19 protein-coding genes and 1 pseudogene are annotated in these 19,670 nt (G+C 64.0%); 12 read left to right on the plus strand and 8 right to left on the minus strand.

Going from position 1 to position 19,670, the window contains the following annotated elements; all coding sequences use genetic code 11:
• Nucleotides 1-30: 30 nt before the first annotated feature.
• The 6 genes from PQR08_RS02885 to PQR08_RS02910 form a co-directional block, all read right to left on the minus strand.
• Nucleotides 31-915, minus strand: coding sequence for a glycine betaine ABC transporter substrate-binding protein (locus PQR08_RS02885; RefSeq protein WP_035505815.1), 885 nt, complete (start codon nucleotides 913-915; stop codon nucleotides 31-33).
• 36 nt (nucleotides 916-951) lie between these two features.
• On the minus strand, nucleotides 952-1,656 hold the full coding sequence (locus tag PQR08_RS02890; protein ID WP_408161045.1) for an ABC transporter permease: 705 nt from the start codon (nucleotides 1,654-1,656) through the stop codon (nucleotides 952-954).
• Entirely contained in the window at nucleotides 1,653-2,771 is a 1,119-nt protein-coding gene (locus PQR08_RS02895) for an ABC transporter ATP-binding protein (RefSeq protein ID WP_238211188.1), read from the minus strand. Before PQR08_RS02895 ends, PQR08_RS02890 begins: the two co-directional genes overlap by 4 nt.
• Nucleotides 2,772-2,774: 3 nt before the next feature.
• Nucleotides 2,775-3,500 carry an ABC transporter permease gene (locus PQR08_RS02900; RefSeq protein WP_035505821.1) on the minus strand — a complete coding sequence of 242 codons (726 nt, stop codon included), beginning with the start codon at nucleotides 3,498-3,500 and terminating at the stop codon, nucleotides 2,775-2,777.
• Between the two features lie 199 nt (nucleotides 3,501-3,699).
• Complete coding sequence (locus PQR08_RS02905; protein WP_250485492.1) at nucleotides 3,700-4,959, minus strand: MFS transporter; 1,260 nt, start codon at nucleotides 4,957-4,959, stop codon at nucleotides 3,700-3,702.
• Nucleotides 4,960-5,140: 181 nt separating this feature from the next.
• Nucleotides 5,141-5,389 carry a hypothetical protein gene (locus PQR08_RS02910; protein ID WP_250485491.1) on the minus strand — a complete coding sequence of 83 codons (249 nt, stop codon included), beginning with the start codon at nucleotides 5,387-5,389 and terminating at the stop codon, nucleotides 5,141-5,143.
• A gap of 97 nt (nucleotides 5,390-5,486) precedes the next feature.
• Between PQR08_RS02910 and PQR08_RS02915 the strand changes: the two genes are divergently transcribed.
• Together PQR08_RS02915 and PQR08_RS02920 are read left to right on the plus strand one after the other, a co-directional pair.
• Nucleotides 5,487-6,347: an oxidoreductase gene (locus tag PQR08_RS02915; protein WP_238288798.1), complete on the plus strand. Its 861-nt coding sequence runs from the start codon at nucleotides 5,487-5,489 to the stop codon at nucleotides 6,345-6,347.
• Nucleotides 6,348-6,349: 2 nt separating this feature from the next.
• Complete coding sequence (locus PQR08_RS02920) at nucleotides 6,350-6,907, plus strand: M48 family metalloprotease (RefSeq protein WP_250485490.1); 558 nt, start codon at nucleotides 6,350-6,352, stop codon at nucleotides 6,905-6,907.
• 90 nt (nucleotides 6,908-6,997) lie between these two features.
• Here the strand turns inward: PQR08_RS02920 and PQR08_RS02925 are convergent, their stop codons facing one another.
• On the minus strand, nucleotides 6,998-7,177 hold the full coding sequence (locus tag PQR08_RS02925; RefSeq protein ID WP_187604531.1) for a hypothetical protein: 180 nt from the start codon (nucleotides 7,175-7,177) through the stop codon (nucleotides 6,998-7,000).
• A gap of 366 nt (nucleotides 7,178-7,543) precedes the next feature.
• Between PQR08_RS02925 and PQR08_RS02930 the strand changes: the two genes are divergently transcribed.
• The 4 genes from PQR08_RS02930 to PQR08_RS02945 are packed head-to-tail and all read left to right on the plus strand — an operon-like array spanning nucleotide 7,544 to nucleotide 10,853.
• Nucleotides 7,544-8,323: an acetoacetate decarboxylase gene (locus PQR08_RS02930; RefSeq protein WP_273654916.1), complete on the plus strand. Its 780-nt coding sequence runs from the start codon at nucleotides 7,544-7,546 to the stop codon at nucleotides 8,321-8,323.
• A gap of 30 nt (nucleotides 8,324-8,353) precedes the next feature.
• Nucleotides 8,354-9,136, plus strand: coding sequence for a 3-hydroxybutyrate dehydrogenase (locus tag PQR08_RS02935; protein WP_187604066.1), 783 nt, complete (start codon nucleotides 8,354-8,356; stop codon nucleotides 9,134-9,136).
• A gap of 9 nt (nucleotides 9,137-9,145) precedes the next feature.
• On the plus strand, nucleotides 9,146-10,414 hold the full coding sequence (locus PQR08_RS02940; RefSeq protein WP_238211195.1) for a DUF3734 domain-containing protein: 1,269 nt from the start codon (nucleotides 9,146-9,148) through the stop codon (nucleotides 10,412-10,414).
• A gap of 58 nt (nucleotides 10,415-10,472) precedes the next feature.
• Nucleotides 10,473-10,853: a VOC family protein gene (locus tag PQR08_RS02945; RefSeq protein WP_250485488.1), complete on the plus strand. Its 381-nt coding sequence runs from the start codon at nucleotides 10,473-10,475 to the stop codon at nucleotides 10,851-10,853.
• Nucleotides 10,854-10,857: 4 nt separating this feature from the next.
• On the opposite strand, the gene PQR08_RS02950 is transcribed toward PQR08_RS02945, so the two are convergent.
• Nucleotides 10,858-11,793 (minus strand): LysR family transcriptional regulator, encoded by a 936-nt coding sequence (locus PQR08_RS02950; RefSeq protein WP_250485487.1) that lies wholly within the window; start codon nucleotides 11,791-11,793, stop codon nucleotides 10,858-10,860.
• Between the two features lie 116 nt (nucleotides 11,794-11,909).
• On the opposite strand from PQR08_RS02950, the gene PQR08_RS02955 reads away from it, so the two are divergent.
• The 6 genes and pseudogenes from PQR08_RS02955 to oiaK all read left to right on the plus strand — a co-directional run bounded on the left by PQR08_RS02955 (nucleotide 11,910) and on the right by oiaK (nucleotide 19,665).
• Nucleotides 11,910-13,328, plus strand: coding sequence for a M20 family metallopeptidase (locus PQR08_RS02955; protein ID WP_250485486.1), 1,419 nt, complete (start codon nucleotides 11,910-11,912; stop codon nucleotides 13,326-13,328).
• Between the two features lie 25 nt (nucleotides 13,329-13,353).
• A pseudogene (locus PQR08_RS02960) lies at nucleotides 13,354-14,598 on the plus strand (MFS transporter); the annotation flags it as partial.
• Between the two features lie 240 nt (nucleotides 14,599-14,838).
• On the plus strand, nucleotides 14,839-16,185 hold the full coding sequence (locus PQR08_RS02965; RefSeq protein WP_250485485.1) for an MFS transporter: 1,347 nt from the start codon (nucleotides 14,839-14,841) through the stop codon (nucleotides 16,183-16,185).
• A gap of 28 nt (nucleotides 16,186-16,213) precedes the next feature.
• Nucleotides 16,214-17,044: a phosphogluconate dehydrogenase C-terminal domain-containing protein gene (locus PQR08_RS02970; protein WP_250485484.1), complete on the plus strand. Its 831-nt coding sequence runs from the start codon at nucleotides 16,214-16,216 to the stop codon at nucleotides 17,042-17,044.
• A 15-nt stretch (nucleotides 17,045-17,059) separates the two neighbouring features.
• Nucleotides 17,060-18,304: a ribulose-bisphosphate carboxylase large subunit family protein gene (locus PQR08_RS02975; protein ID WP_250485483.1), complete on the plus strand. Its 1,245-nt coding sequence runs from the start codon at nucleotides 17,060-17,062 to the stop codon at nucleotides 18,302-18,304.
• On the plus strand, nucleotides 18,301-19,665 hold the full coding sequence (oiaK, locus tag PQR08_RS02980; protein WP_250485482.1) for a 3-oxo-isoapionate kinase OiaK: 1,365 nt from the start codon (nucleotides 18,301-18,303) through the stop codon (nucleotides 19,663-19,665). The genes PQR08_RS02975 and oiaK overlap by 4 nt, the downstream gene beginning before the upstream one ends.
• The last annotated feature ends 5 nt before the right edge of the window (nucleotides 19,666-19,670 follow it).

Raw genomic sequence — 19,670 nt, forward strand, 5'->3', positions numbered from 1 at the left:
GTCGATCCTTTGCATTTGCGCGGCTGGCGTTCAGATCAGCCCGGACTCTTTGAGGAACTGATTCGCGACATCGGAGAAGGACTTCTTCTGTACGTCAACGCTCGCGTTGAGGCGGGCCATCGTGGGCGCATCCAGCTTCGCCGACAGCGCGTTGAGCAGCGGCCCGAGTGTGGGGTTCGCATCGAGCGTCGCCTTGCGGACGACCGGCGTCAGCGCATACGACGGGAAGTAGCCCTTGTCGTCCTTCAGCAAGACGAAGTTGAATGCGGGCACGCGGCCATCGGTGGCGAAGACGAGCGCGACATCCACCTGATGATCCTTCAGCGCCTGATACGTGAGGCCCGTATCCATGCGCTTGACATCGCCCTGGCTGAACTCGAAACCGTATTGCTTTTGCAGCGGACGCAGACCGTCAGGGCGCGCGTAGAACTCCGAGTTGCAGGCGAACGTGAGTTCCTTGCCGCCCTTGATCGCCTTCGCGAGATCGCTCATCGTGACGATGCCGAGCTTCTTCGCTTCGTCCTGATTCATCGCGAACGCATACGTGTTGTTCGCCTTCGACGGGTTCAGCCACACGAGACCCTTCGCCGCATCCAGTTCTTTGACCTTCTTGTAGGTGTCGTCGGGCGAGAGGCGGTCGTTGACCTTGTTGTAGGTGATGAGCGACGTGCCCGTGTATTCCCAGTACACATCGACCTGACCGTTTTCCTGCGCCTGACGCAGCACGGCGCTGCCCATGCCGTCCTTCTTCGTCACGGTGAAGCCCTTCGCTTCGAGATAGCGCGAGGTCATCTCGGCCATCAACTGCTGCTCGGTGAAGTTCTTGCCGCCGACCACCACCGATGCGGCGCTCGCGGTGAAGCTTGCAAACATCGAAATAAGGATGCCGAACGATACGGAGAATAACTTTTTCATGGTCTCTCTCACTGTTGCGAAATGCGGATCAAGGAGTCAGGTTTGCGGATTCACGCCGCGCGATACCATCAGTCGTTGCATCTGGCCGATGAACGCGTCGGTGAAAATGGCGAGCAGCGCGGTCGGGACGGCGCCCGCGAGCAGCATGCCGAAGTCGTTCAGATCGATGCCGGTGAAGATCAGTTCGCCGAGGCCGCCGCCGCCGATCAGAAACGCGAGCGGGGCCGTGCCGACCGTGATCGCCAATGCCGTGCGAATGCCCGCGAAGATCACGTATAGCGCGTTGGGAAGCTCGACGCGCCAGAGAATCTGCCACGGCGTCATGCCCATGCCGGTCGCGGCTTCGATCAGCGTGGGCGGCACCGCGCGCAGGCCTTCGTATGTGTTCAGCGCAATGGGCAGCAGCGTAGCGACCCACAAGCCGAAGATCGCGGGCATCGCACCGATGCCCATCACGCTCATGGCGAGTGCGAGCAGGGCGAGCTTCGGCACGGCCTGTCCCGCGTTGAGCGACTGCATCACGACGGCCGCGCCGCGTTTTTGCGACGGACGGCTCAGATAGACGCCGGCCGGAATCGCGACGATGATCGCGAGCACGCCCGCCACGGCGACCATCATCATCATGTGCAGCCCTTGATACACGATGTCGCTGCGGTACTGATCGATGCTCGCCCACCAGCTATCGGCGTGCGCCTGCGTGCTCAGCGCAGCAAGGAGCGCGGCTGACAATACGCGTTTCATGCGTGTTCTCCGGCAGGCAGCTTCAACATGTCGACGATGCGCTCCTGGCTCACATAGCCGACGAAGCGGCCGTCGTCATCGACGGTGGGCAGCCACGAAGCGCCGTTCGCGAACATCGTCGATACGACGGTGCGCAGATCGTCCTTCTGGCTCGCGGTGGCCTGAACGGGAAGCGCGTGCGCCGCGGTGACCGGGCCTTCGACATTCAGCAAGCGATCGATCGTGAGACAGCCGTGCGGCTTGTCGGCGGCATCGACGAGCACGATGCGGTCGACGCCGTGCTTCTCCATCATCGCTCTGGCGCGCGCACTGTCTTCGCCGACGCGTACGATGCAATCGCATGCGGAAAGCGCATCGCGGGCGCGCAACAGACGCAGACGCTTCAACGCGCGATCCGTGCCGACGAAGCCCGCGATGAACGGCGTGGCGGGACGCGCGAGAATGTTGTCCGGCGAATCGAATTGTTCGAGATGACCGTTGCGGAAGATAGCGATCTTGTCGGCCATCTTCACGGCTTCGTCGATGTCGTGGCTCACGAACATGATCGTCTTCTTCACCTGCTTCTGAATGCGCAGGAATTCGTCCTGAATCAGCTCGCGATTGATCGGATCGATCGCGCCGAACGGCTCGTCCATCAGCATGACGGGCGGATCGGTGGCGAGCGCGCGCGCCACGCCGACACGTTGCGCCTGGCCGCCCGACAAGTCCTTCGGATAGCGCGTGAGATAGGTTGCGGGATCGAGCGCGACGATCTCGAGCAGTTCCGCCGCGCGGCGGCGCGTCTTCGCCTTGTCCCAGCCGAGCAGCGTCGGCACGACGCTGATGTTTTCCTCGACCGTCATGTTCGGAAAGAGCCCGATCTGCTGAATCACATAACCGATGCGGCGGCGCAATTCGACGACTTCGAACTCGTCCGTATCGCGCCCTTCGAGATAGATCTTGCCCGAGGTGGGACGCACGAGACGGTTGATCATCTTGAGCGTTGTGGTCTTGCCGCATCCCGACGGCCCGAGCAGCACGCAGATCTCGCCCGCGCCCACTTCCATGTTGATGCCGTCGACGACCGGGCTCGCCGCGCCGTCATATCGCTTGGTAAGGTTGGAGAGCTTGATCATGATTTATTGCGCGTGTCCGGTTTGTTTGCGAAAGCCCGTCATGGCGGTGAGGCGCAGCGCGAGGCTGGCTGCGCGCGAAGGAGCGCGAAGTCCCTTCGGCGTGAGCCAGCGCTGCACCCACGAGAGACCGATATCGGCGGCGATGGCGAGCACGCTCACGAGGATCGCGCCCGCGATCAACTGGCGCGGGTCCGACTGCGAAATGCCGCGGCTGATGAGCTTGCCGAGACCGCCCGCGCCGATATACGCCGCGATCGCCGCGATGCCTACGTTGATCACGACCGCCATGCGCACGCCGGCCATGATGATCGGCAGCGCAATGGGAATCTCGACCTTGCGCAGACGCTCGCCGGTGGTCATGCCCATGCCGCGTGCTGCTTCGCGCAAGGCCGGATCGATGTTGGTGATCGCGGTATAGGTGTTGCGTACGATCGGCAACTGCGAATAGAGAAAGAGCGCGATGACCGTCGGCAGAAAGCCGATGCCCTGGCCGATCACGGAGAGGACGGGAATCATCAGGCCGAACAGCGCGACCGAGGGAATCGTCATGATGATCGCCGCGACATACAGCACGATCTTCGCGAGGCGTTCGTTGATCGTGATCGCGATGCCGAGCGGCACGCCAGTCAGGATCGCGAGCCCGACGCCCACGCCGACGATCTCGATGTGCTCGCCGGTCATCCTGGCGATGCTCGCCAGGTTGTCCCAGATGAAGGCAAGGGTTTCCACTATGTCTCCTGAGCTCCTTCGTTGAAGAGCCGTGTCTATGTTTGAGTCCTGCTATGGCCTAAACGATAGAGCGGAGTGGGGACATAGGGCTACCATCGACCCGACATTGTTTGTCACGAAAACGCCATGACGTGCGCGTGACCTAGTTTTTTCGTTTTAAATCAGTTGCATACGGAAGTACGTCGGCTGTACGGTCTGGTCATTGCGATGCTGCATTGCGGCGAGCACCGATACTGCGCCATGCGAGTGCCGCAAGCGAAGCGGTGACGAACAGCGCAAACAGATAGATGCCCGCAGGGCCGACGCGACCCATCACGAACGAAGCCGCAATCGGGCCGATGCTTCCGCCCAGCGCGAAGGTCAGCAGCAGTCCGGCGCTGACGGCTACGCGCTGACGCGGCGCGATCCAGTCGTTCGCATGCGCGACCGATACGCCATAGATCGTGAAGATGAGACTCACGTAGAGATACGCGACGGGCTGAACGAAGGCCGCGCCATGAAAGACGAAGAGCGTCGCGCTCGCGAGCGTCAGCGCCGAAGCAATCGCGCAGATCACGCGCTTGCGGTCGAACCTGTCCGACAGATGCGCAAGCGGCCACTGCGGCAGCAGCGCCGCAATCAGCGCGAGGCCCATGAAGCTCGATACTTCTTCGACGGCATATCCCGCGCCCCGCATGTAGACCGGATAGAGCGCATAGAACGTGCTGTTGAGCAGGCCCGATGCGAAGCATCCCCATAACGCGAGAGGGGCATCGCGCCAGAGCGTCGGCAATGCCTTGAGCTTTGTTTTCGGCGGCGCTTCGAGCGGACCGGCCGGCTCGGGACGTTCATCGATATCCGCGACGGACACGCGCGCGAGACTCGCCGGCACGAGCGACAACGCGAACAGCGCGGCCACGAGACTGAACAGTTCGAAGCCGTTCGAATTCGCCACGCCGATCAGAAACTGCCCCGCGCCGACACACAGATACGTGGTGATGGAATAGACGGAGAACACGCGTCCGCGAAAGGCATTGGGCGCAACGCCGTTGAGCCAGCTTTCCATCACGGCGAAGATGCCGACGAGCGAGAAGCCCGTCAAGAAGCGCAGCGCCATCCAGACGGCCGCTTGGGACGTGACCGCATAGCCGAGCGCGCTCGCCGCAGCGAGCGCCGCGAAAACCGCGAACGCGCGATGATGCCCGACGCGCGCGATGATCGCCGAGCCGCGCCATGCGCCAAGCATGAAGCCGGTGTAATAGGCGGCCTGCACGAAGCCGATCGTCGCCGACGGGAAATTCGCATGCACCATGCGCAACGCGACGAGCGTGCCCAGCAGGCCGTTGCCCATGACGAGCAGGGCGAAGCCGAGCAAAAGACTGGCAATGGACGAAACGATGCGGCCAAAAGGAAGCCCGGCGCCGATGCGTTTATCGCATTCATCCGGCGGACTCATGCTGCCCAGTTCTTCAGTGCTCACGCTTTCGCCTCGAATGAATGCGCGCCGGATCGACGGATCACTATAAGGACGGAGCGGGGCAGGCGTGTAGCACGGCAGCGACATCGGTTTGCACGAAGGCGGCATTGTGCGGCGTTCGCGGTCAGGCGCGCGGTTTGCTCAGGGATCGGTGACATCATCCTGTCATACGGAAATGGACCAATCACTGAAATGCCTGAGGGACAGAATCGCGAAGCAGATCGCGGAGCGTGAGGCGGCGCTCGTGCCGTTGCGCGAAAGCGCGCAAGAGGCCCGCGGGAAACACGATCGCGAGCGCATTCTTCTGACGCTCGCGGTGCTCGAAGACGAGCTCGCCGGGTGGAAGAAAATCGCGACGCGCATCGAACAAGCGGTTTTGTTCGAGCCGCGGAATCATCGCGCGATCCGTATGCCCGCGTTGCGATAGCTTCACGAATTAGCTTCACGAATTCGTCTTTCGAACCCTCCGACACACGCGTGCGCATTCCGGTCAAAATGATCGGGTGCGCGCGTTTTCCATGGAGAACCACATGTCCGCATCCAACGGCAACAACGACACGCCCGTCTGGTTCATCACCGGCTGCTCGACCGGCTTCGGCCGCGAACTCGCCTGCGCCGTGATCGACAAGGGCTGGCGCGCTGTCGTCGCCGCGCGAGATCCCGCGAGCGTCACCGATATCGTCGAACGCGCCGAAGGCCGCGCAATCGCGGTGCGTCTGGATGTCACGCACGCCGATGAGATCAAGTCCGCCATCGACGATGCCCACGCCGCGTTCGGTCGTATCGACGTGCTCGTAAACAACGCGGGTTTCGGCTATCTCTCGGCCGTCGAAGAGGGCGAAGACGATGAAGTGCGCGCGATGTTCGAAGCGAACTTCTTCGGCGCAGCCGCGATGATCCGGGCTGTGCTGCCCCGCATGCGCGAACGCCGTGCGGGGCATGTCGTCAACATCACGTCGGTGGGCGGTCTCGTCGGCAATCCGGGCAGCGGCTACTACGCGGCGACGAAGTTCGCGCTGGAGGGCCTCGGCGAAGCGCTCGCGCGCGAAACCGAAGGGCTCGGCATCAAGGTCACGGCGGTCGAGCCGGGCCCGTTCCGCACGGACTGGGCGGGCCGGTCCCTCAAGCAAACGCGCAAGCCGATCGACGATTACGCGCAGACGTCGGGCACCCGGCGCGCGGCCATCGCGGAACGCAGCGGCAGGCAGCCGGGCGATCCGGCGCGCGCCGCGCAGGTCATAATCGAAGCGGTCACGTCGCCCGAGCCGCCGGGACATCTCGTGCTCGGCGGCCCCGGGCTGGAACTCGTGCGCGCCAAACTGGCGAAGCTGACCGCCGAGATCGATGCGTGGCAGACGCGCAGCGAATGGACCGATCATCCGGGACAATGATCATGAAGCGGCTTCGCGTGGAGGAACAACATATCCTTTCGCTCGTCGCCGCCGATGCCGCTGCGCTGCACGTCACGCCGCCGCATGTGCGCTTCGTGACCGGCTGCGCCGGGCCTTGCTACGAGGCCTTGTTCAATCGCATCGAAGTCGATCGCGCCACGCTGGCGCTGCCGGAGCCGTTGCTTCGAATCGTCGTCGCGCATGAAGTCGGGCACGCGACGCAACGCAGAACGATGCTGCTCGATTTCGCATGGACGGTGCTGTCGGTGATGGCGCTTCTGTCGATACCCTGCGTCGTTTTCGCGACTTCATCGGATGAAGACTTCTGGCGCGTGAGCGTCCCTGGATTCGGGTTCGTGGTGGCGTTTTTCGCGTGCGGGAAAATCTGGCGAATGCGTAGCGCCAAACGTTCGGCCGCCTTCGAACTCGATGCGGACGCGAAAGCCGCGTCGCTTTGTGGCGCGGCATCCGCGCTGGCAGCGCTCGAAGTCATGGCGGCGCGCGGCCATATCGACGCCGCGCGTCTCGACGCCATGCGGGCGCGTCTCGAAGCGGCCTGATTTCGCGCCGGGCGGCGCCAAAAGAAATGCACGGGCGTCCGTAACCGGATGCCCGTGCATTTTTATGAGCAGTGTCGCGTGATTGCCGCGTTATTGCGTTTGCGAGGCGGGCGGCGTCGTAGTCGACTTCTTGTGATGCTTCTGGCCTTTCTTGTGATACGCGGGGCGCGGCTTGTTGTTCGGGTAGTCCGCCGCCGCGAACGACAGCGTCGGGGCCGCGAAAGCCGCCAGCACCAGAAGCACGAGGGATTTCTTCAAAGACTTTTTCATCGGAGACTCGCTTGGAGGAGATGGCCTTAAAAAGGGCAAAGCAACGCGTGGGCGGCCGCTTCGCACCGAAAGAAATATAAAGACTCGATATTCCGGTGCAACTAGGGGAAAACCGGCTCGATCGCGCTCATGCGTTTGTGATTCAGGCCGCGGCCGCGCGGTTCCTCCGCGCCGGGCGCTGCTGAGGCAACAGTATATTGCACAAAAAAGTGCAATTCACTGATACGCGCGCATAAGACGTTGACGCAACGGGATTTTTGTCGATTTGCACTGCTTCGACAGATGTGCATCTGCTGCCTGTGGTCCGCGACAAATGTCATCGACTGCATCTACTATCGTGCCTGCTCTCAACTCAGGGACGATCCAGTGAAAGAAGACGACATCCGCAGGAATGCCTTCGCCATGCCTGTGCACAATCCCGCTTACCCGCGTCCGCCGTTCCGCTTTCTCAATCGCGAGTACTTCATCATCTCTTACGAGACCGATCTCGACGCGTTGCGCGCCGTGGTCCCCGAGCCGCTCGAAGTCGACAGCGGCCTCGTGCATTACGAATTCATTCGCATGCCGGATTCGTCCGGCTTCGGCGACTACACCGAAAGCGGCCAGGTGATCTCGGTCATCGATCCGGATGGCAGGAAGGGCAGCTATACCCATGCGATGTATCTCGACGACGAAGGCCCGATCGCGGGCGGTCGCGAGATCTGGGGCTTTCCGAAGAAGCTGGCGTCGCCGCGCTTGGCCGTCGACGGCAAGGACACGCTGCTCGGCACGCTCGACTACGGCTCGCAGCGTATCGCGACGGGCACGATGGGCTACAAGTATCGTCCGCTCGATCTCGAAGCGGAGCGCAAGAAGCTCGCCGATACGCCGAACTATCTGCTGAAGGTGCTGCCGCATGTCGATGGCACCGCGCGCGTGTGCGAACTCGTGCGTTTCTTTCTGCGCGACGTGAGCGTTCTCGGCGCGTGGGAAGGCCCCGCCGCGCTGGAATTGCATGCGCACGCGCTCGCGCCCGTCGCGGATCTGCCGGTGCGCAAGGTGGTCGGCGCGCGGCACGTCATCGCGAACCTCACGCTCGATATCGGCGAAGTCGCGTATGACTATCTCGCGCCGCCGGACGAACTCAGGCTCGCCGTCAATCAATAACTTCGCATCACTTCGACAAGGGAACAACACATGGCACTGCAAGGAAAAGTCGCGCTCGTCACGGGCGCAGCAAGCGGCATCGGTGAAGAGACGGCGCGCAAGCTCGCGGCCGATGGCGCGGCGGTCGTCATCGCCGATCTGAATCTCGCGAATGCGCAGAAGGTTGCGGACAGCATCGTCGCGGCGGGCGGCAAGGCGATCGCCGTATCGATGGACGTGACGAGCGAAGACGCGGTGAACGCCGGCATCGAAGAGGCGGTGGCGAAGTTAGGCGGCATCGACGTGCTGGTGTCGAACGCGGGCATTCAGATCGTCGCGCCGATCGAAGAGTATGCGTATGCCGACTGGAAGAAGATGCTCGCGATCCATCTCGACGGCGCGTTCCTCACGACGAAGGCCGCGATCAAGCACATGTACGCGTCGGGCAAGGGCGGCTCGATCATCTACATGGGATCGGTGCACTCGCATGAGGCATCGAAACTGAAGTCGGCCTATGTCACGGCGAAGCATGGCTTGCTGGGACTCGCGCGCGTCGTCGCGAAGGAAGGCGGACCGCGCGGCGTGCGCGCCAATGTGGTGTGCCCGGGTTTCGTGCGCACGCCGCTCGTCGAGAAGCAGATTCCCGAGCAGGCGAAGGCGCTCGGCATTTCGGAAGAAGAAGTCGTGAAGAACGTGATGTTGAAGGAAACGGTCGATGGCGAATTCACGACCGTCGCCGATGTCGCGAACACGGTCGCATTCCTCGCGGGCTTCGAATCGAATGCGCTGACGGGGCAGTCGGTCGTCGTGAGCCACGGCTGGTTCATGCAATAAGGAGAATCCATGCGCCGCAGTCAACGCAACACACTCATGCAGGCGAACCACGTCGCGCTGCCGGACTACGATGACGTTTGCCTCGTGCTGCAAGGCGGCGGCGCGCTCGGCTCCTATCAGGCCGGCGTGTTCGAAGGGCTCGCGGAAGTCGGCGTCGATCCGACCTGGACGTCGGGCATTTCCATCGGCGCGCTGAATACCGCGATCATCGCGGGCAATGCGCCCGAGCACCGCGTGGCCGCACTGCGCGGATTCTGGAACACGATCTGCCAGCCCGCCGATCTGATCGGGCATGTCGGCGCGTTCGTGCCCGCGGCGTTCGGCTTCGCCAACATCGGCCGCAAGTTTTCGAGCATGTGGGCGGCGGCGCGCGCGCTGACCGAAGGGCAGAGGGGCTTCTTTTCGCCGCGCGTGCATGTGCCTGAACTCGGTCCGGGCACGAAGAGCAAGCGCCCGAACGAGGTGAGCTACTACGACACGTCCGCGTTACGCGCGACGCTGCTGCAATTCGCCGATTTCGACCGTATCAACGACGGCGCCATGCGTGTGTCGGTCGGAGCCGTCAATGTGCGCACGGGCAACCTCGTCTACTTCGACAATACGAAGATGCGTCTCGCGCCCGAGCACTTCATGGCGTCGGGCGCGTTGCCGCCGGGGTTTCCCGCTGTCGAGATCGATGGCGAGTTCTACTGGGACGGCGGTCTCGTATCGAATACGCCGTTGACGGAGATCATCCGCGAAAGCCAGCACAAGGACACGCTCGTGTTTCAGGTGGATTTGTGGAGCGCGCGCGGCACGTTGCCGGGCGATTTTCTCGACGTGAGCGAGCGCACGAAGGACATTCAGTATTCGAGCCGGACGCGCGCCATCACCGATTTCGTTTCGCATAACCAGAAGCATGCGCGGCTCATCAAGGAATTGCTGGAGCATATTCCCGAGAAGACGCGGCGCTCGCATCCGCTGTTGCGCGAGGCGCAGAAAGTCGCGGATGGCGGCGCGGTGAACGTCGTGCATCTCATCTACAAGAACAAGTTCTTCGAAGGTCATTACAAGGACTACGAGTTCAGTAACGACACGATGGACGAGCACTGGGCGAGCGGGCTGGAAGATATTCGCCGCTCGTTCGCGCATCCGGAGTGGTTCGAGGTGCCGAGTCATGATCTGGGCTTCGTCACGCATGACGTGCATCGATATGAGCCCGCGCCGCAGGCGACGGCGGAGATGCCGAAAGCGGTGGCGAAGAAGCTGGTCGATGTGGATGAAGTGGAAGGCGTTTGAAGCCGACGCGGGTTTCCATTAACCTGATCAGCCTCGTCACGATGAATCGAGGCATCTCATGACCGACTGGAAACCCGCAACCTACCCCTCCATCAGCCCGTATCTCATCTGCGAAAACGCTGACGCGATCATCACCTTCCTGCAAAGCGTCTTCGAAGCCGAACTGGTCCGCCGCTTCGACCGTCCCGATGGCTCGCTGATGCACGCCGAAGTGCGCATCGACGACAGCATCGTGATGATCGGCGGCGGCGCGACGGATCAGCAAGCGCCGGGGCCGCATATCCACGTCTATGTGCGTGACGCTCAAGCCATCTACGACCGCGCGATGCAAAACGGCGCGCAAAGCGTGCAAGCGCCCACGCGCAAACGCACCGACGACGACTTCAGAGGCGGTTTTCGCGATGCCGCCGGCACGACCTGGTGGGTCGCCACGCAATGACCGGTCAACGCTTTTTCCTCTTCGCACGCGCCGCGGATGCGCCCAGACTGTCGCGCAACGCGTTCGTCAGCGTTTTCAGGAACTGATCGACCGCGGGCGGAAGGCGGCGCTCGCGCATCACCGTGACCTGCAACAGGCGCTCGTTGAGCAAGGGCTCGTCGATAGGCGTGGCGACGAGCGTCGGCGGGCCGGGATCGCCTTCGAGCGCGACCGCGCTGCCGAGCGTGATCGCGCCCGTGAGCGCGGCGAAATGATGCATCGCGCTCGAATTGTTGCTCGTCAGGACCGGCTCCAGATGCACGCCGCGCGCCGAGCAGCACCAGTCGATCAACTGGCGCACGGTGGTGCCGCGATCGAGCACCGCAGTGGGGTACTGAAGCACGTCGTCGAGCGTGATGCTCGTTTTGCCCGCCAATGGATGCGTCGGCGGCAACAGCGCGCAGACCGGCGCCTTCACGCTGTATTCGATGCTCAACGCCGTCGATGTCGATGTCGAGAACGCGAGCCCCACATCGACTTCTCCGCTCGTCACCCAATGCTCGACCTGCCCGGGCGTACCTGAACGCATCACGAAGCGCGTGCGCGGATGCTCGCGATAATGCGTCGCCATCACGCTCGGCAGAAAGCAGCGCGTGAAACCCTCCGTGCAGCCGATGCGCACGATCCCGAGCCCGAGCGCATGCATCTCCGATATCTCGGCGAGCACCGCGTCGCCATCCATCAACGCGCGGCGCGCGTGCTGCACGAGCAATTCGCCCGCTTCGGTCAGGATCATGCCGCGCGCCATGCGCTCGAATAGCGGCGTGCCCGCCTGTTCCTCCAGCTTCGCGATCTGCCGGCTGATCGCCGACACCGCGACGTGAAGCTGTTCCGACGCCGCCGCGAGCGAGCCCGCGCGCGCGACTTCCACGAAGTATTTGAGTGCGATGCCATGCAGCACGGCGTTCCCCGAGCGTTGCCTTTTTGGCAATGCTAGTCGCAAATATTGAAATTGTCGCGAATTTTTGATGTTCCTAGACTGGCCGGAATCGCAATGAACACTTTTCCGGAGACGTCGTGAAAGAACCTCAGAACATGCGCGAAAACGCGATCGCCATCGCTTGCAGGACATTCGATTCGGGCGCGTTTTTCGCGGATTTGCAACGCCGCGTCGCGTTCCGCACCGAGAGTCAGAACGGGCGCAATCCCGCGCTGAACGCCTATTTGACCGATGAAATCAGCGACACGCTCGCGCGCCTCGGCTTCACGGCGCAGGTCGTCGGGAATCCCGTCGCGGGTGGGCCGCCGTTCCTGATCGCGGAGCGCCATGAATCCGATGACCTGCCGACCGTGCTGACCTATGGCCACGGCGACGTCGTGCGCGGCTACGACGAGCAGTGGCGCGCGGGCCTGAAGCCGTGGGAGATCGTCGTCGATGAAGACCGCTGGTACGGCCGCGGCACCGCCGACAACAAAGGCCAGCATTCGGTCAACTTCGCGGCGCTCGCTGCGGTCCTTGAGGCGCGCGAGGGCAAGCTCGGCTACAACGTGAAGGTGATCTTCGAGACCGGCGAGGAGATCGGCTCGCCGGGCCTCGATGAAGTCTGCGCCGCGCACAAGGACGCGCTCGCGGCGGATGTGTTCATCGCTTCCGACGGGCCGCGCGTGTCGGCAGAGCGTCCGACGCTCTTTCTCGGCTCGCGCGGCGGCGTGCCGTTCGAACTGACGGTCGATCTGCGCGAAGGCGGCCATCACTCGGGCAACTGGGGCGGCGTGCTGCGCAATCCGGCCGTCGTGCTGTCGCATGCGATCGCGAGTCTCGTCGATCGCAACGGGCGCATCGCCGTCGAAGGATTGCGTCCGCCGCCGATTTCCGATGCGGTGCGCGAAGCGCTCGCCGATATCGAACTGGGCCGCGACGAAAGCTCGCCCGATATCGATCCGACCTGGGGCGAGCCGGGCCTTACGCCGACCGAACGCGTGATCGGCTGGAACGCGCTCGAAGTGCTCGCGATGAAATCCGGCAACGCCGATGCTCCCGTCAACGCAATTCCGCCGTTCGCGAAAGCGGTGTGCCAGTTGCGCTTCGTCGTCGGCACGGACTGGCAGAACCTGCAAACGCATCTCGAACGCCACTTCGCGGAGCATGGCTTCACCGACGTCAAAGTGAACGCGACGCGCGGCACGCCCGCGACGCGTCTCGATCTCGACGATCCCTGGGTGCACTGGGCGCTCGATTCGATGCGCGCGACGACCGGCAAGAAGCCCGCGCTGCTGCCGAACCTCGGCGGCACCGTGCCCAACGACGTCTTCGCGACCACGCTCGGCCTGCCGACGCTGTGGGTGCCGCACTCGTATCCCGCGTGCAATCAGCACGCGCCGAACGAACACGTGCTCGCGCCCGTGATGCGCGAATCGCTCGGGCTGATGGCGGGCCTTTGGTGGGATCTCGGCGAGATGGGCGCGGCGATCGTCGCCGCGCGCAACGCCCGTTGACAAGCCACTTCACAACCACGCGGACATCATGAAGAAAAAGCCTCTGAGCCTGACACAGATCGTGCTCGCGACTTCGGTCGGCAATGCGCTCGAATGGTTCGATATCGCGATCTATGCGTTCTTCGCGGTGTATATCGCGAAGAACTTCTTCCCGGCCGCGAACGAGACGGCGTCGATGCTGCTCACCTTCGGTTCGTTCGGCGCGTCCTATCTGGTTCGGCCCATCGGCGGCATGGTGCTCGGCGCGTATGCGGACAAGCGCGGACGCAAGGCGGCGCTGATGATGTCGGTCGGGCTGATGATGATCGGCACGGCGATCATCGCGGTGATTCCGCCTTACGCATCGATCGGGCTGATCGCGCCTGCGGGCGTGTTCATCGCGCGACTGATTCAGGGCTTCTCGGCGGGCGGCGAGTTCGGCGCGTCGACGGCGATGCTGATCGAGCACGCACCCGAGCGGCGCGGCCTGCTCGCGAGCTGGCAGTTCGCGACGCAAGGGCTTGCAACCTTGCTCGCGTCGATCTTCGGTTTCGCGCTCGCCAAGCTGATGCCCGCCACGGAACTCGCCGCGTGGGGCTGGCGCATTCCGTTCTTCTTCGGCTTGCTGATCGGGCCGGCGGGCTTGTACCTGCGACGCTATCTGGAAGACGCGACCGATTACACCGAGGCCGAGCACACGGCCACGCCTGTCCGCGATGTCTTCACGCAGCAGAAGTCGTTGCTGCTCGTGTCGATCGGCGCGCTGACGGTATCGACGGCCGTGAACTATCTGCTGCAGTACGTGCCGACGTTCGCGATCCGCGAGTTGCATCTCGATGCCTCGACGGGTTTCGCGGCGAGCACCGTCGCGGGCCTGATGCTGACCGTCGTCACGCCGTTCGCGGGGCATCTGTCGGACAGGATCGGCCGCGTGAAGCAGATGTCGACGGCGGCGCTGTTGCTCTTCGTGACGGGCTATCCGGCGTTCGCGTATGTCGTGTCGCATGTGTCGGTGCCGGCGCTGTTCGTGCTCGTCGCGTGGCTGGCGTTGCTCAAGGCGATCTATTTCGGCGCGCTGCCTGCGCTGATGTCGGAGATCTTTCCGGTATCGACGCGCGCGACGGGCATGTCTATCGGCTACAACATCGGCGTCACGGTGTTCGGCGGATTCACGCCCGCGATCATCATCTGGCTGCTGAGCGCGACGGGCAGCAAGGCTGCGCCGAGTTTCTACATGATGTTCACGGCGGTGATCAGTCTCGCGGCGCTGGCGGCGGTGAGCCGGGGGAAAGGGGGATGCGGGCGCTGCGCGCCGTGGCGTGAGGGCCGGCCGATTGGCTTTCGATCCGTAGATGTGAGTTTTTCGCAATCAAAACCGTCGAATGTCTCGACGAAGGAGTGAATTTATCGCGCCCTGATGTGAGAAAAAATCGACCCGTTTCGGCGTTTCCACCTATGTCTCGCGTCCCTCCGGCGATGGTCTACTCATCACACCAGTTGACCACACCCGTGCGCTACGTCTGGAGGAGACATGAACGTTGCAGAAACGCAGTCTGTCGAGCGATCGGCGATCAGAAAAGTGTCGTGGCGGCTTGTGCCGTTCGTCGCGCTGATGTTCTTCATCAACTTTCTCGACCGGACCGCGATCTCGTTCGCCGGCCCGAACGGCTTGACCAAGGATCTCGGTCTCACCGCCGCGCAGTTCGGTTTTGCGGCGGGCGTGTTCTTCATCGGCTATATCGTGCTGGAGATTCCCAGCAATCTCGCGCTGCATAAATTCGGCGCGCGCCGCTGGCTCGCGCGCATCATGGTGACGTGGGGCATCGTCGCGCTGCTCTTCACCTGGGTCAGCAGCGTGAACGGGCTCTATACGCTGCGCTTCCTGCTGGGCGTCGCCGAAGCGGGTTTCTTTCCCGGCGCGATTCTGTTCCTCAGCATGTGGGTGCCGGCGAAGCATCGCAGCCACATCCTCGCGCTCTTCTATCTCGCGCAGCCGCTCACGGTCGTCATCGGCGCGCCGCTCGCCGCGCTGCTGATCGAGGCGCACGGGCTCTTCGGTCTCGCCGGCTGGCGCATCATGTTCTTCGGCGTCGCGATTCCGGCGATTCTCGTCGGCGTGATCGCGTGGTTCTATCTCGCCGACAAACCCGCCGACGCCAAATGGCTCACGACCGCCGAGCGCGACTGGCTCACGACGAGCCTCGACGAGGAAGACCGCGCGAAAGGCGCATCGGCGAGCAAGGGTCACGGCAGCCCCGTCGCCGCGCTGATGAGCGGCCGCGTCTGGCTCTTCGCGCTGATGTACTTCGGCCTGATCTACGGTCTCTACGCACTCGCATTCTTCCTGCCGACGATCATCGGCGGTTTCGAGGCGCGCTTCGGCACGCACTTCAATGTGTTCCAGAAAGGTTTGATCACCGCGATTCCGTATCTGCCCGCCGCCTTTGCGCTGTTCCTCTGGAGCCGCGACGCGACGAAGCGCGGCGTGCGCTCGTGGCATATCGGCGTGCCGGCGCTGATCGGCGCACTGAGCGTGCCGCTCGCGATGCAGATGGGCTCGCCCGCCGCGACCATCGCCGTGATCACCGTGACGGCCTGCGCGATCTTCTCCGCGCTGCCGAACTTCTGGGCGCTGCCGGCGCGCTTCCTGTCGGGTGCGGCGGCGGCGGCGGGCATCGCGCTCATCAACACGGTTGGCAATCTCGCGGGCTTCGTCGCGCCGTACATCACCGGCATGGCGAAGGACGCGACGGGTTCGTATCAACTGCCGATGCTGATCGTCGGCGCAATGATGCTGATGTCGGCCGCGCTCGCGTTCGCCATCGGCCGCACGAGCCAGGAACGCGCGCCCGACGCCGTCACGGCGAACGCACATTGAACACTCACCTCACACTGGAGTCATCGAAATGAAGGAAAAGATCGCGTTGTTCGGAGCAGGTGGAAAGATGGGCGTGCGCCTCTCCAGCAATCTGCTGAAGTCGGACTATCGTGTCGCGCATGTCGAGCCGGGCGCGGCCGGACAGAAGCGGCTGAAGGATGAACTCGGCATCGAATGCGTTTCCGCCGATGCCGCGCTCGACGGCGCGCAAGTCGTGATTCTCGCCGTGCCCGATACGCTGATCGGCAAGCTCTCGCACGACATCGCGCCGAAGCTGTCGCCGGGAACGATGATCATGACGCTCGATGCCGCCGCGCCTTTCGCCGGCCATCTTCCGGACCGCAAGGACCTGACGTACTTCGTCGCGCATCCGTGCCATCCGATCATCTTCAACTACGACCTCGACGAGAAGTCGCTGCACGATCACTTCGGCGGCGCGCACGCGAAACAGTCGATCGTCAGCGCGCTGATGCAGGGGCCGGAGGAAGCGTTCGATCTCGGCGAAGCCGTCGCGAAGGTGATCTACGCGCCGATCCTGCGTTCGTATCGCCTGAGCGTCGATCAGATGGCGATCCTGGAGCCGGGTCTCTCGGAAACCATCTGCGCGACGCTGCTCTACGTGATGCGCGAGGCGATGGACGAGACCATCGCGCGCGGCGTGCCCGCACAGGCGGCGCGCGATTTCCTGCTCGGCCACATGAACATTCTCGGCGCGGTGATCTTCAACGAGATTCCCGGCGCGTTCTCCGATGCGTGCAACAAGGCGATCGAGTTCGGCAAGCCGCGCCTGATGCGCGACGACTGGAAGAAGGTGTTCGACCGCGAGGAAATCGCGGAGAGCATTCGGCGTATCACCTGAAGCGAGGAACTGACCGTGAGCGAACGCATCCACGCAACTTACTGGCTCGAAACCGGCGTCGATCCGCGCATTGCCGCCGAGACCATCGCGGGCGAGCAGTCGAGCGGCACCTTCATCGCGCTGCCCAACGAGACGCCCGAACTCAAGGCGCGCTCGGGCGCGCGCGTCGAACGGCTCGACGTGCTGGGCTACAGCGAGACGCCGAGCCTGCCGGGCGGCGCGGCTTCGAAGTGCTACACGCAATGCGTGCTCGAACTTTCATGGCCGATCGAAAATTTCGGGCCGTCGCTGCCGAATCTGATGTCGACGATCGCGGGCAATCTTTTCGAATTGCGGCAGGTGTCGGGCTTGCGTCTGACCGGCCTGCGCCTGCCCGCGTCGTTCGCGGCGGCGTATCCGGGGCCGGCGTTCGGCATCGAAGGTACGCGCAAGCTGTCGGGCGTGACGCACGGGCCGCTCATCGGCACGATCATCAAGCCGAGCGTCGGGCTCTCGCCGGAGGAAACCGCCGGCCAGGTGAAGGAGCTGGTCGCGGGCGGCATCGACTTCATCAAGGACGACGAACTGCAAGGCGACGGCTCGCATTGCCCGTTCGACGAACGCGTGCGCGCGGTGATGCGCGTCGTGAACGATCACGCCGAGCGCACCGGCAAGAAGGTGATGGTCGCGTTCAACGTGACGGGCGATCTCGATCAGATGAAGCGCCGCCACGATCTCGTGCTCGAACAAGGCGGCACGTGCGTGATGGCGGTGCTCAATTCGATCGGTCTCGTCGGCATGACCGAGTTGCGCAAGCACAGTCAGTTGCCGATTCACGCGCATCGCGCGGGCTGGGGCTATCTGACGCGCGCCGAAGCGCTCGGCTGGGACTATGCGCCGTGGCAGATGCTGTGGCGTCTCGCGGGCGCGGATCATCTGCACGTGAACGGCCTGCGCAACAAGTTCAGCGAATCCGACGAAAGCGTGATCGCGGCGGCGCGCGCGGTTTTGTCGCCGGTGATGGACGAAGCGCCGTTGACCGCGATGCCCGTCTTCAGCTCGGGACAGACCGGCTTGCAGGCGGCGGACACGTATGCCGCGATCGGCTGCGCGGATCTGATTCACACGGCGGGCGGCGGCATCTTCGGGCATCCGGGCGGCGTGGCGGCGGGCGTCGAGGCGTTGCGCGAGGCGTGGGTCGCGGCGATGGAAGGCGTGCCGCTCGCGCGTCATGCCGAACGCAATCTCGCATTGAAGCGCGCACTGGAGTTCTGGAAATGAGCACGCAATGGCCCGACGGCCTGCTGCTCGCGTACTACGGCGACGACTTCACCGGTTCCACCGACGCGATGGAAGCGATGACCGCCGCCGGCGTGCCGACGCTCCTCTGCTTGCAGGCGCCCACGCCCGAACTGCTCGCGCGCTTTCCCGACGTGCGTTGCGTCGGGCTCGCGGGATCGTCGCGCGGGCGCAGTCCGCAGTGGATGGACGACGAGTTGCCGCACGCCTTCGCGAGCCTCGCCGCACTGGGCGCGCCGATCCTGCAATACAAGGTCTGCTCGACCTTCGATTCGTCGCCGCACACGGGTTCGATCGGCCGTGCGATCGATATCGGCGTGAGACACATGCGCGGCCGCTGGTCGCCGATGATCGTCGGCGCGCCGCGTCTGAAGCGCTATCAGGCGTTCGGCAATCTGTTCGCTTCCGTGGACGGCGAGGGTCATCGGCTCGATCGTCATCCGACGATGTCGCGTCATCCCGTCACGCCGATGAGCGAAGCGGATTTGCGCGTGCATCTGCGCGGGCAGACCGAGCGGCGCATCGGACTGATCGATTTCGTGCAGTTGCGTTCGCCGGATGTTCACGAACGCCTGAACGCGTTGACGAGCGACGATGCGCCCGTCGTCATGATCGACGTGCTCGATGAAGAGACGCTCGCCGCCGCCGGAAAGCTCGTCTGGGAAGGGCGCGGCGAAGGCGTGTTCACGGCGTCGTCGTCGGGATTGCAATATGCGCTCGCGGCGCACTGGCGCGCGAACGGCCTCGTGCCGCAGATGCCGGGCCTGCCGGTTGCATCGCCCGTCGATGTGATCGCGGCCGTCAGCGGAAGCTGCTCGCCGGTGACGGCGGGGCAGATCCGCTGGGCGCGCGACAACGGCTTTCGCGTCGAGCGCCTGGACTTGCTTCGCGCACTCGATGCGCAGTCGCGCGAAGCCGAAATCGAACGTGTGGTCGGCGTCGCCATCCGCGCCGTGAGCGATGGCCGAAGCCCGCTCGTCTTCAGCGCCGAAGGCCCCGACGATCCCGCCGTGCTCGCGTTCGACGACATCGCGTCGCAAGCCGGACTGAGCCGCGCGGAAGCGGCGCGCCGCGTGGGCGAAACGCTCGCCGATGTGATGCGCCGGCTGCTCGATCGCGCGCCGTTGCGCCGCGTCGTCGTCGCGGGCGGCGACAGTTCGGGCGAAGTGGCGGGCAAGCTCGGCATCACGGCATTGAGCGTCGCGGCGGGCATGGCGCCGGGCGCGCCGCTGTGCCGCGCGTGGTCCGGCGATGCCGCCCGCGACGGGCTCGAAATCGTGCTGAAAGGCGGGCAGATCGGCGGCGTGTCGTTCTTCGGGAACGTGCGCGACGGCGCTTCGTGAGCTTG

The organism is Caballeronia jiangsuensis, from assembly GCF_046030135.1.
GTDB lineage: Bacteria > Pseudomonadota > Gammaproteobacteria > Burkholderiales > Burkholderiaceae > Caballeronia > Caballeronia jiangsuensis.

Bases quoted from the DNA above. Each gene is read 5' to 3' on its own strand.
- PQR08_RS02895 (WP_238211188.1), bottom strand. From the start codon at position 2,771: ATGATCAAGCTCTCCAACCTTACCAAGCGATATGACGGCGCGGCGAGC.
- PQR08_RS02965 (WP_250485485.1), top strand. From the start codon at position 14,839: ATGAACGTTGCAGAAACGCAGTCTGTCGAGCGATCGGCGATCAGAAAA.
- PQR08_RS02970 (WP_250485484.1), top strand. From the start codon at position 16,214: ATGAAGGAAAAGATCGCGTTGTTCGGAGCAGGTGGAAAGATGGGCGTG.
- PQR08_RS02945 (WP_250485488.1), top strand. From the start codon at position 10,473: ATGACCGACTGGAAACCCGCAACCTACCCCTCCATCAGCCCGTATCTC.
- PQR08_RS02935 (WP_187604066.1), top strand. From the start codon at position 8,354: ATGGCACTGCAAGGAAAAGTCGCGCTCGTCACGGGCGCAGCAAGCGGC.
- PQR08_RS02920 (WP_250485490.1), top strand. From the start codon at position 6,350: ATGAAGCGGCTTCGCGTGGAGGAACAACATATCCTTTCGCTCGTCGCC.
- oiaK (WP_250485482.1), top strand. From the start codon at position 18,301: ATGAGCACGCAATGGCCCGACGGCCTGCTGCTCGCGTACTACGGCGAC.
- PQR08_RS02890 (WP_408161045.1), bottom strand. From the start codon at position 1,656: ATGAAACGCGTATTGTCAGCCGCGCTCCTTGCTGCGCTGAGCACGCAG.
- PQR08_RS02925 (WP_187604531.1), bottom strand. From the start codon at position 7,177: ATGAAAAAGTCTTTGAAGAAATCCCTCGTGCTTCTGGTGCTGGCGGCT.
- PQR08_RS02885 (WP_035505815.1), bottom strand. From the start codon at position 915: ATGAAAAAGTTATTCTCCGTATCGTTCGGCATCCTTATTTCGATGTTT.
- PQR08_RS02940 (WP_238211195.1), top strand. From the start codon at position 9,146: ATGCGCCGCAGTCAACGCAACACACTCATGCAGGCGAACCACGTCGCG.
- PQR08_RS02915 (WP_238288798.1), top strand. From the start codon at position 5,487: ATGTCCGCATCCAACGGCAACAACGACACGCCCGTCTGGTTCATCACC.